Below are 11,819 nucleotides of genomic sequence, written 5' to 3' on the forward strand. Positions count from 1 at the left end.
TTTTTGCTTGTCAACCTAAATCATGCTATAATAGAAGGCAGTATAATGAAGAACCAGTATCCATTGTTGGTATCGTCATTTAGTTTTTCTTTTTAACTCGCCTTGCCTAACTCCAGTTATGCCTGCGGTTCGTTGACTAGTACTAAAAGACTATACTTGCCTTGTGAATACGGGTTCTAAAGAGGAAACTATGAAATTTACAGATATGAAACTCAAGCCTTATATTCAGGAGGCCTTGAAAGAAATTAACTTTGTTCAGCCGACAGAGGTTCAGGAAAAACTAATCCCAATCGTCTTGTCTGGTCGTGACTTGATTGGAGAGTCAAAAACAGGCTCAGGAAAGACCCATACCTTCTTAATTCCCATCTTCCAAAAGCTAAATGAGGAATTAGACCAGGTTCAAGCAGTTATTACAGCTCCATCACGAGAATTGGCAACTCAGATTTATCAAGCAGCACGCCAGTTGGCTAGTCATTCGGACATCGAAGTTCGTGTGACCAATTATGTTGGTGGTACAGATAAAAACCGTCAAATTGACAAACTTCAAACTGGTCAGCCCCATATTGTTGTCGGGACCCCGGGCCGTATTTATGACTTGGTTAAATCAGGTGACCTTGCGATTCATAAAGCTAAAACCTTTGTGGTGGATGAGGCAGATATGACCTTGGACATGGGCTTTTTGGAAACGGTAGATAAGATTGCCGGAAGTCTGCCAAAAGATCTACAATTTATGGTCTTTTCAGCCACTATTCCGCAGAAACTGCAACCGTTTTTGAAAAAATACTTGTCCAATCCAGTCATGGAACAAATCAAGACCCAGACGGTCATTTCAGCTACCATTGAAAATTGGCTGATTTCAACCAAGGGCCGTGATCGCAATGCGCAGATTTTGGAAGCGACCAAGCTCATGCAGCCATATTTGGCTATGATTTTTGTTAATACAAAGACCCGTGCAGATGAATTGCACAGTTACTTAACTGCAAATGGTTTGCGGGTTGCAAAAATTCACGGGGATATTCCACCGCGTGAACGCAAGCGAATCATGAACCAGGTGAAAAACTTGGATTATCAGTACATCGTAGCAACAGACTTGGCAGCGCGTGGAATTGATATTGAAGGTGTTAGCCATGTCATTAACGATGCCATTCCTCAGGACCTTTCCTTCTTTGTCCACCGTGTGGGTCGAACAGGACGAAATGGCTTATCAGGCATAGCCATTACCTTCTATCAGCCGAGTGATGATGAGGACATTCGAGAGTTAGAAAAACTTAACATCAAATTCTTGCCAAAAGAAATGAAGAATGGTGAGTTTGTCGATACCTATGACCGTGATCGCCGTGTCAACCGAGAAAAAACTCGTGAAAAACTGGACTTGGAAATGATTGGCTTGGTTAAGAAGAAAAAGAAAAAAGTCAAGCCAGGCTACAAGAAGAAAATCCAATGGGCTGTTGATGAGAAACGTCGCAAGACCAAACGTGTGGAAGCGCGTGCCAAGGGACGTGCAGAGCGCAAGGCCAAACGCCAAACCTTCTAGGAGGGGTGGAAAAGACCATGTTACAAAATATTCTCAGTTTTTATTTGCAGGGGCTTTTGGTCGCAGCCCTGCTGGCTATTCTATCTAGCTTGATTTATTTTGCTGTAAGAGCAGGTAAAAAAGTTGATCGAACGCCACAAGAGCGCCAAGATTTTATATTTGATTTGTTGATGATCAACGTCATGACCATTCCAATACTTGCTTTTGGGGTCATGGGGATTTTGTTAATGTTTAAAGCATAGAAGGAAAAGATATGTACGATACAATAGTTGTTGGAGCAGGTCCTGCAGGGATGACTGCTGCCCTCTACGCAGGACGAAGCAATCTAAAAGTGGCACTTTTGGAGCGTGGAATTTACGGCGGCCAGATGAACAACACCGCTGAAATTGAAAACTATCCAGGCTATGACCATATTTCTGGTCCAGCCTTGGCAGAAAAAATGTTTGAACCTTTGGAAAAATTCGGAGTAGATCACATTTTTGGTACCTTGGTGCGTATCGAAGAAGAGGGACCAATTAAGAAAGTCATTACAGAAGACGGTGTTTTGGAAACCAAAACTGTCATTCTAGCTATGGGGGCTAAACATCGTTTACTAGGTGTTCCGGGTGAGGATACCTACAATAGCCGTGGAGTTTCCTACTGTGCAGTCTGCGACGGAGCCTTCTTCCGTGGACAAAAACTCTTGGTTGTCGGTGGTGGAGATTCTGCGGTCGAAGAAGCCCTCTTCTTGACACAATTCGCAGAATCTGTCACTATCGTTCACCGACGTGACCAGCTCCGTGCCCAAAAAGTCATTCAAGACCGCGCTTTTGCCAATGAAAAAATCAACTTTATCTGGGATAGCGTCGTGGAAGAAATCAAGGGTGATAATCTTCGGGTTCAAAGTGTCCGTATCAAAAATGTGAAAACGGAAGAAGTTAGTGAACTGGACTTCGGTGGTGTCTTTATCTATGTCGGTTTGGATCCGATGACGGATTCGGTTGTCGATTTGGGTATTACGGACGAGGCTGGTTGGATTATCACGGATGAAAAGATGGCAACCAGCAAATCTGGTATTTACGCTATTGGTGATATTCGCCAAAACCAACTGCGTCAGATTGCGACCGCTGTTGGAAATGGGGCAGTTGCTGGTCAGGAAGTCTATAACTACATCACAGAACTAGCTGAATAGGGGAATACAATGTTTCATATTTACGACATTCAGAAAAATCCAGATGGAATTTCCTTTGAGAAAACCTTGGACTTGCAGGAAGAATTGCAGGCTCGAAATAGTGAAGTTTTAGGCTTGTCTCCTGTACAAGTAAGTGGAAATGTTCGCTTTGAGTCAGGTTTCTTTTTCTTGGACTATCAGATGACTTACGATATTACCTTGGCTTCCAGCCGTTCTTTGCAACCTGTCCTGTTACATGAAGTGCAAGACGTCAATGAACTCTTTGTCGCCAATGAAGCAGTTCTTAAGGAGCAGGACTTGATTGATGAGGATATGGTACTGGTAGTAGAAGATGACCACATTGTCTTAGAAGAAAGTGTAGCGGATAATATTCTCCTAGCTATTCCTATCAAGGTTTTGACACCTGAGGAAGAGGCAGGAACCGACCTACCATCTGGTCAAGCCTGGACCTTGATGACAGAAGAAGCCTTTCAGCAAGATGTCCAGGAGAAAAAAGAAGCCAATAGTCCTTTTGCTCAATTGCAGGGCTTGTTTGATAGTGAAGAATAGTTTGGATGGTTAAATTATCTGAAAATTCTTGTCAACTTTCCCCTTTCGGTGTATAATGAAAGGGATACAAATTAGAGGAGTAAACAAATGACAAAAGCAAATTTTGGTGTGGTAGGGATGGCTGTTATGGGCCGCAACCTGGCACTTAACGTTGAATCACGTGGTTATTCAGTAGCCATTTACAACCGCTCTGCTGATAAGACAGAAGACGTTGTTGCAAGCAACCCAGGTAAAAACTTGGTACCAAGTTACGATGTGGAAAGCTTTGTGGCATCTATCGAAAAACCACGTCGTATCATGCTTATGGTTCAAGCTGGTCCTGGTACAGACGCAACCATTCAAGCGCTCTTGCCACACTTGGATGAAGGAGACATCTTGATTGACGGTGGAAATACTTTCTACGAAGACACTATCCGTCGTTCAAAAGAATTGGCAAACTCAGGTATCAACTTCATCGGTACAGGTGTATCTGGTGGTGAAAAGGGAGCCCTTGAAGGTCCATCTATCATGCCTGGTGGTCAAAAAGAAGCTTACGAATTGGTGGCAGATGTCTTGGAAGAAATTTCAGCAAAAGCGCCAGAAGATGGAGCGCCTTGTGTGACTTATATCGGTCCAGATGGAGCTGGTCACTACGTAAAAATGGTCCACAATGGTATCGAGTATGGTGACATGCAGTTGATTGCAGAGTCATATGACCTCATGCAACACTTGCTCGGCTTGTCAGTAGATGAAATGGCTGACATCTTTACTGAGTGGAACAAGGGTGAACTAGACAGCTACTTGATTGAAATCACAGCGGACATCTTGAAACGCAAGGATGACCAAGGTCAAGATGGTCCTATCGTTGACTATATCATGGATGCTGCTGGTAACAAAGGTACTGGTAAATGGACAAGCCAATCATCACTTGATTTGGGTGTGCCATTGTCATTGATTACAGAATCCGTATTTGCTCGTTATATCTCAACTTACAAAGATGAGCGTGTGGCAGCTAGCAAGGTCCTTCCAAAACCAGCTCCATTTGCCTATGAAGGAGATAAGGCTGAATTGGTTGAAAAAATCCGTCAAGCCCTTTACTTCTCAAAAATTATGTCTTATGCACAAGGTTTTGCCCAATTACGTGTAGCATCTAAAGAAAACAACTGGAACCTGCCATTTGGTGAAATCGCAAAAATCTGGCGTGCAGGTTGTATCATCCGTGCTCGTTTCTTGCAAAAGATTACAGATGCATACGGACGTGACGAAGATTTGGCAAACTTGCTCTTGGATGAGTACTTCCTTGATGTAACAGCTAAATACCAACAGGCTGTTCGTGATGTGGTAACCTTGGCTGTTCAAGCAGGAGTGCCTGTGCCAACCTTCTCAGCGGCTATTACCTACTTTGACAGCTATCGTGCAGAAAACTTGCCAGCTAACTTGATCCAAGCCCAACGTGACTACTTCGGTGCTCACACATACAACCGTAAAGACAAAGAAGGTGTCTTCCACTACGATTGGTATAGCGAATCAAAATAAATGGGATGGGCGTGTAAGCGCCCTTCTTTCTAATTTATCGCTAGCTGATTTGATTGATAGAGAGAACAATGAAAGAGATAATGGCTAAGAAAATTTTGATTGCAGGAAGAGAACGCAATCTATCGCACTTTGTTTCCATGGAATTACAGAAGAAGGAGTATTTGGTAGACTACGCTTCGACAGGGAAAGAAGCCTTGCAGTTGGCTCATGAAACAGATTTTGATTTAATATTAATGAGTTTTCAGCTTTCGGATATGTCTAGCAAGGCTTTGTCTAGGGAATTACTGGCTATAAAACCTGCAAGTGTTATTATTGTTGCTATTGATTCAGCAGATGTTGCACAGCATGGAGAAGAAGTACTTTCTTACGCTGTTTCTTATGTTGTAAAACCCTTTGTTATTAGTGATTTAGTTGAGCAGATTTCTTCTATTTTTCGAGGAAGAGATTTCATTGATACTAATTGCAAACAAGTTCACCTACATGCTGCCTACCGTGATTTGAAAATTGATTTTCAAAATCGAACAGTTACTCGTGGGGATGAGTTGATTAACCTGACCAGACGCGAATATGATTTGCTTGCAACTCTGATGAACAGCCCCGAACCTGTCAGCCGAGAACAATTGCTAGAGCGAGTTTGGAAATATGAAACGACATCGGAAACTAATGTAGTAGATGTTTATATTCGTTATTTACGTGGAAAATTAGATGTTACTGGTAAACCATCTTACATCAAGACTGTTCGTGGTGTTGGCTACGCAATGCGAGATTAAGAAAGGGGAAACTCTTTCTTTTTTTTGCTTCCTATGATAAACTGAATGCTAATCATAAAAAAATGGAGATATTATGAATTCGTCGTTTAAAGAAAAAGCTTTATTGATTTTATTGGCTGGAGCTACCCTCTTAGCTGTATTGAATTGGGATACGATATACAAGGCAGTTCAGATTTTGTTGGGAAGCATGAATTCTCTCTTTATAGGGAGTATCATTGCCTTTATTTTAAATGTGCCTATGAAAAAAATAGAGGATCAGATAGAGAAGATTTCTTTTTTGAATAAATCCAAACGTTCCTTGGCTATTGTTGGAGTGTTGATTGGTTTTGCTTTAATTGTTACTGGGTTGGTGTTGATTGTTCTTCCTACCTTGATGTCAACGGTGTCGCAATTAGTGACAGTAAGCAGCACAGCTATTCCTAAATCGGTCAATGCCCTCACAAGCTTCCTGGAAAAAAATGGACTTTTGGCTGGTCAGTTGGGTGACCAGATTGCTGGAATGCTGGACCAATTGAAAAATCTAACCTTTATTTCCAATTTGGTAACGCCTGTCTTATCGGGCTTAGTTTCAAATGTCACAGGAATTTTTTCAAATACTATGACGCTTGTTATGGCCTTCTTCTTTACATTGGCAATACTTGGAAGCAAGGAACACTTGCAATCTATGACTGGTAAATTCCTACAAGCGACACTGCCGACAAAAACTGTTCGAGTGATTAGTTATATTGGAGAGGTTATTATTGATACATACGATAAGTTCCTAATGAGCCAAATCGTAGAAGCCTGTATTATCGGTACTCTCGTATTTGTGAGTTATTCTCTCTCAGGAATTCCTTATGCCAGCATGGCAGGAATTTTGGCAGGTGTTCTATCCTTTGTGCCTTACATTGGTCCCTTTACCGCCTGTCTGATTAGTGCCTTGTTTGTGGCGGTGCAAAATCCGCTCTTGGCACTTTGGTCTATTGCTCTCTTCCAGATTATCCAGTTGATTGAGGGGAATGTGATTTACCCGCGCGTGGTTGGACAATCGGTTGGACTTCCGACCCTGTTTACCTTAGCAGCAGCCTTGATTGGTGGAAATTTGTTTGGCTTGCTTGGTATGGTCTTCTTTACACCTATCTTTGCGGTTATTTACCGTCTGGTTCGTGAATGGGTTGCTAGTCGATTGAAAAAGCAAGAGGATGCGACGATCGGTTAAAATAGAAAGTGAGTCTTGCTCGCTTTCTTTTAATTTTGTTTATTTTGTGCTATACTGAAGTGATAAAGTTTAAGTAGGAGAAAGAGTATGCGTTGTCCAAAATGTCAGAGTTTGAAATCAAGTGTCATTGATAGTCGTCAGGCTGAAGATGGCAATACCATCCGCCGTCGTCGTTCTTGCGATCAATGTGGTCAACGTTTTACCACCTATGAGCGCATTGAGGAAAAAACCCTCGTCGTTGTGAAGAAGGACGGGACTAGGGAGCAATTTTCCCGTGAAAAGATTTTCAATGGCATCATTCGTTCAGCTCAAAAACGTCCAGTATCAACTAGTGATATAGACGAAGTTGTCAACCGGATTGAGCAGAAGGTTCGTTCTCAGAGTGATGGCGAGGTCGAAAGTGATGTCATTGGTAACTTTGTCATGGATGAATTGGTGGAGTTGGATGAAATCACCTATGTGCGTTTTGCCTCTGTCTATCGTTCCTTTAAGGATGTGGAAGAGTTGGAAAATCTGCTCAAGCAGATGATTTCTAAGGGTAGTAAAGTAAAGTCAGGTGCTGCCAATGAAACCAAGTGATTTATTTACCTACATCAAGACCAGTCCTTTTACACCAGACATTATCAGTTTAAGCCAGTGCTATCAACCTATCATTAGTTTTGATGCCCTAGCCCTCTACTATTATCTCTATAGTTTTTCAGATCAGGGTCAGGGACGTTATAAATGGGCGACAATCCTCAATCACATGGATTTTGGTATGAAGCGCTTGGAGCAGGCCTTGGATCGCTTATCTGCCATGGAATTGCTACAAGTCTATCGGGCAGATGAGTTGACAGGCTTGGTCTTGTTGCCACCACTGACGGCCAAACAATTTTTGGACAAGCCCCTGTACAAACAGCTATTGGCCCAACGAATAGGTGAAGCCAGTGTGGAGGGCTTACAGGGGTCTAGACCTCCTAAAGAAAAGAATGTATCCAAAACCTTCTCTCAGGTCTTTACGCTTACTGGCCAGATTGAGGGGAGTTTTGAGAGAAAGAATGATTTTGACTGGTCGGCCTTTAAAGCCTTGATGGCTAAGGACAAGCTTCTTTTTCAAGATGAAGCTGAGGATATTATTGCCCTTAGTCACATAGCAGAGCAGGCAGGTTGGACCTGGTTGGAAACCTATCGTCAGGCTAAAGTAACAGCGATTGGACAGACAATTTCAACCAAGCGCTTGCAGCATTCACGCCAGGCAAGACCATTAGCTTCAGGAAATTTTACTCCTCAGGAAGAGGCAATTGTTCGTGAAGCCAAGGCTATATCCAGTAAGGATTATTTGCAGTTTATCAAGGATCGCCTCAAGGCGGTTGTCACTACGGCAGAGAAGAAGTGCTTGAAAGATTTGGCAAACTTGGGCCTACTTGACGAAGTTATCAATGTCTTGGTTCTCTACACTTTTAACAAGGTGGATTCGGCCAATCTGAATGAGAAATATGCCATGAAATTGGGTAACGATTTTTCCTACAAGGGGATTGGCAGCGCAGAGGCAGCTGTTCTTTACTTAAGAGAGTTGAAGACAGGTCAAGCTATCGCCAAGCCGAGCCAGCCACAAAAAACCAATGTACCTGACTGGAGTAAGGAAGAAGTGGTTATGGACACAAGCCCAGAAGCTCAGGCTAGAATGGAAGCCCTCAGAAAACGAATGTTAGAAAACGAAAGCAAGGGAGGTAGTTGATGAAATCAGTTCAAGACAGGTTGTCCCAGGCAACCAATCCAAGTCCAAAATCCTATCAGCAACTCTTTCAAGAGATTGTCAGCGATACTGAAGTTGCTGCTTTTATCAAAAAAGAAGGTTTGACCCAGCAGGAAATCACCCTCTCCATTTCTAAGTTTTTAGAATATATCAGTCAGCGTGACCTCTTTGTCAAACAGGATGAAACCTATATTGCAAAAGGCTATCAACCTGTTTTGGTCATGAACGAAGGCTATGCCGATGTTTCTTATCTTGAAACAGAGGAATTGGTCGAATACCGTCGTCTGGAAGCTATCAAGAACCGTATCCAGCTTATCAATATGCCCCAAGCACTCAAAAAAGTTACTATTGCAGATTTGGATTTCACAGACAACAATCGTGTTGAGGTTTATGAGGCTATTGATACATTTGTAGAACAGGTGGGCGAATACTACAAAGGCTTGTATCTATACGGTGATTTTGGAATTGGGAAGAGTTTTTTGATGGCTTATATGGCCCATCGCTTATCAACCAATCGCCACCTCTCTACCACCATGCTTCATTATCCAACCTTTGTGGTGGACATAAAAAATGCCATCAAAGATGGCTCTGTCAAGGAGCGAATTGATGAAATCAAGATGGCTCAGGTCTTGGTACTAGATGATATCGGAGCGGAGCAACATAGTCCGTGGGTGCGCGACGATGTGCTGCAGGTCATTCTTCAATACCGCATGCAGGAAAATCTGCCGACCTTCTTTACATCCAATTTCTCCCTCGATGATTTGGAACGGCATTTCGCATCTGGTAAGTCTGGTGATGAAACCTGGCAGGCTAAACGGGTTATGGAGCGGATTCGTTATCTGGCTCGCGATTTGCATTTGAAAGGAAATAACCGCCGATGAATGAAACCATTGATTTGATGCTGAACCATACTTCCGTCCGTCGTTTTACGGAAGAGCCCATTGAGGCGGAGCATTTGAAAGCTATTATTTCAGCTGGGCGAGCTGCGTCTAGCTGGAAGAATTTCCAGTCCTATTCCATCATTGTGGTGCAGTCAGAGGAGAAAAAACAGGCTCTCTATGATTTGGTGCCCCAGCCAGCTATTTTACAGGCTCAGGCAATTTTGCTCTTTGTGGGTGACCATAACCGTGTCAGCAAGGCGGCTCAACTCCACGGTTCAGACTTTGATGCCAAGGGAACAGAGAATCTCCTGATTTCTTCTGTTGATGCGAGCCTAGCAGGGCAAAATGCCCTTTTAGCAGCTGAAAGCTTGGGCTACGGTGGGGTCTTCATCGGTATGATTCGCCATAAGGCCTTGGCAATAGCAGAGCTGTTCAGCTTGCCAGACTTTACCTATCCGATTTTTTGCATTGCACTAGGTCGGCCAGCCCAAAACCATCCTGTTAAACCACGTTTGGCAAGCGAAGCCATTGTCTTTCAGGAAGAATATGTGGAGTAAGGTGTAGATGTGATTGAAGCCTACGACCAAGTTCAGACGGAATATGCAGGAGCCCGTCAGACAGAAACATGGTCTGAGCGAATGGTTGCTCAGTTTGGTCAGCCAGAGCAGCCTGAAACCAGGGCTGTATTAGAAAAAAATAAACTATTGTAAGTTATAGTCTTTTTGTTTGCTTTTAGTACTCGCTCAAACTGTCTGGGAGACAGTTTGAGGTTGGTGTTAAAGTGAACCAAGTTCACATCAAAAGCTGCAGACAGTACTGGAGTACGGCAAAGCGAGTTCAAATAATGATGACATTATTTGAAGTTGGAAATGGGGAAACGAAGTTTCCTCATGCGTCGACGTAATAAAAGATAAACGAAAACGACTATATTAGAAGAGGAGGAGCTATGGCTCAACCAACTATCGCCATCGTTGGCCGTCCCAACGTTGGTAAATCAACACTATTTAACCGTATTGCGGGGGAACGTATTTCTATCGTAGAAGACGTGGAAGGTGTGACCCGCGACCGTATTTATGCTACTGGTGAGTGGCTCAATCGTAAGTTTTCCTTGATTGATACGGGTGGTATCGACGATGTGGATGCACCTTTCATGGAACAAATCAAGCACCAGGCTGAGATTGCCATGGATGAAGCAGATGTTATCGTCTTTGTTGTTTCAGGTAAAGAAGGTGTGACAGATGCGGATGAGTATGTATCGCGTATCCTTTATAAGACCAACAAACCAGTCATTTTGGTTGTCAATAAAGTCGATAACCCTGAAATGCGGAATGACATCTACGATTTCTATTCGCTTGGTCTTGGGGATCCCTACCCAGTATCATCTGTGCATGGTATCGGTACAGGGGATGTCTTGGACGCTATCATTGAAAATCTGCCAGCTCAGGAAGTAGAGGAAAATCCAGATATTATCAAGTTCAGCTTGATTGGTCGTCCAAACGTTGGTAAATCCAGTTTGATTAACGCTATTTTGGGTGAAGAGCGCGTGATTGCATCGCCTGTTGCTGGAACGACTCGTGATGCTATTGATACGCACTTTACAGACCCAGAAGGTCAAGAATTTACCATGATTGATACCGCAGGGATGCGCAAGTCTGGTAAGGTCTATGAAAATACGGAGAAATACTCCGTTATGCGTGCCATGCGTGCCATTGAACGCTCGGATGTTATACTCATGGTCATCAATGCCGAGGAAGGTATTCGTGAGTACGACAAACGCATCGCAGGCTTTGCCCATGAAGCTGGTAAGGGGATGATTATCGTCGTTAACAAGTGGGATACGCTTGAAAAAGACAACCACACCATGAAGAAATGGGAAGACGATATCCGCGACCAGTTCCAATACTTGTCATACGCACCGATTATCTTTGTGTCTGCCTTGACCAAGCAACGCCTGCATAAGTTGCCTGAGATGATCAAGGCTATTAGCGAAAGCCAGAATACCCGTATTCCGTCGGCAGTTCTTAACGATGTCATCATGGATGCTATTGCCATCAATCCGACACCAACTGACAAGGGCAAACGTCTCAAGATTTTCTATGCGACACAAGTTGCGACCAAACCACCGACCTTTGTGGTCTTTGTCAACGAAGAAGAGCTCATGCACTTCTCCTATATGCGTTTCTTGGAAAATCAAATCCGCAAGGCCTTTGTCTTTGAAGGAACACCAATTCATCTGATTGCACGAAAACGGAAATAAGAAAGAGAGGTCAAACCTCTTTTTTCTTTGCAGATGTTTACAAATTTGCTAGAATGGACTTGGAGGTGTTGGTATGGTAGCGTTTCCGATTTGGCGTTCTTTTTTGATATTGCTTTCTTTCGCACGTTGTCAAGTCAAGTGCAACAAGTTCATTGATAACTAGAGTTCCAGAGGTTAAGTTGTTTGGGCTAGCCCAAACAGGAATTTTG

The 11,819-nt window shown here is 43.1% G+C and carries 11 protein-coding genes and 1 pseudogene; all 12 read left to right on the forward strand.

What is annotated here, in order from left to right:
- Positions 1-190 precede the first annotated feature (190 nt).
- Entirely contained in the window at positions 191-1,534 is a 1,344-nt protein-coding gene (locus RFK25_RS05005) for a DEAD/DEAH box helicase (RefSeq protein WP_332411963.1), read from the forward strand.
- Between the two features lie 17 nt (positions 1,535-1,551).
- Positions 1,552-1,776, forward strand: a complete 225-nt coding sequence (locus RFK25_RS05010; protein ID WP_172028263.1) for a DUF4059 family protein — start codon at positions 1,552-1,554, stop codon at positions 1,774-1,776.
- Between the two features lie 11 nt (positions 1,777-1,787).
- Entirely contained in the window at positions 1,788-2,705 is a 918-nt protein-coding gene (trxB, locus tag RFK25_RS05015) for a thioredoxin-disulfide reductase (protein ID WP_332411966.1), read from the forward strand.
- A 9-nt stretch (positions 2,706-2,714) separates the two neighbouring features.
- Positions 2,715-3,254, forward strand: a complete 540-nt coding sequence (locus RFK25_RS05020; RefSeq protein WP_332411968.1) for a YceD family protein — start codon at positions 2,715-2,717, stop codon at positions 3,252-3,254.
- Between the two features lie 87 nt (positions 3,255-3,341).
- A complete protein-coding gene (gene gndA / locus RFK25_RS05025) occupies positions 3,342-4,769 on the forward strand; it encodes an NADP-dependent phosphogluconate dehydrogenase (RefSeq protein WP_172028260.1) in 1,428 nt (475 codons plus the stop codon).
- 80 nt (positions 4,770-4,849) lie between these two features.
- Entirely contained in the window at positions 4,850-5,539 is a 690-nt protein-coding gene (locus RFK25_RS05030) for a response regulator transcription factor (protein ID WP_332411971.1), read from the forward strand.
- A gap of 73 nt (positions 5,540-5,612) precedes the next feature.
- Positions 5,613-6,737, forward strand: coding sequence for an AI-2E family transporter (locus RFK25_RS05035; protein ID WP_332411973.1), 1,125 nt, complete (start codon positions 5,613-5,615; stop codon positions 6,735-6,737).
- Between the two features lie 87 nt (positions 6,738-6,824).
- Positions 6,825-7,316: a transcriptional regulator NrdR gene (nrdR, locus tag RFK25_RS05040; protein WP_172050363.1), complete on the forward strand. Its 492-nt coding sequence runs from the start codon at positions 6,825-6,827 to the stop codon at positions 7,314-7,316.
- A complete protein-coding gene (locus RFK25_RS05045; RefSeq protein ID WP_332411975.1) occupies positions 7,303-8,454 on the forward strand; it encodes a replication initiation/membrane attachment protein in 1,152 nt (383 codons plus the stop codon). The genes nrdR and RFK25_RS05045 overlap by 14 nt, the downstream gene beginning before the upstream one ends.
- Positions 8,454-9,353: a primosomal protein DnaI gene (dnaI, locus tag RFK25_RS05050; RefSeq protein WP_332411976.1), complete on the forward strand. Its 900-nt coding sequence runs from the start codon at positions 8,454-8,456 to the stop codon at positions 9,351-9,353. Before RFK25_RS05045 ends, dnaI begins: the two co-directional genes overlap by 1 nt.
- Positions 9,350-10,063, forward strand: a pseudogene (locus RFK25_RS05055) (nitroreductase family protein). Before dnaI ends, RFK25_RS05055 begins: the two are co-directional and overlap by 4 nt.
- A 236-nt stretch (positions 10,064-10,299) precedes the next feature.
- A complete protein-coding gene (der, locus tag RFK25_RS05060) occupies positions 10,300-11,610 on the forward strand; it encodes a ribosome biogenesis GTPase Der (protein ID WP_332411978.1) in 1,311 nt (436 codons plus the stop codon).
- Positions 11,611-11,819: the final 209 nt, after the last annotated feature.

It is taken from the genome of Streptococcus sp. SS-4456 (assembly GCF_036680365.1).
Taxonomy (GTDB): domain Bacteria; phylum Bacillota; class Bacilli; order Lactobacillales; family Streptococcaceae; genus Streptococcus.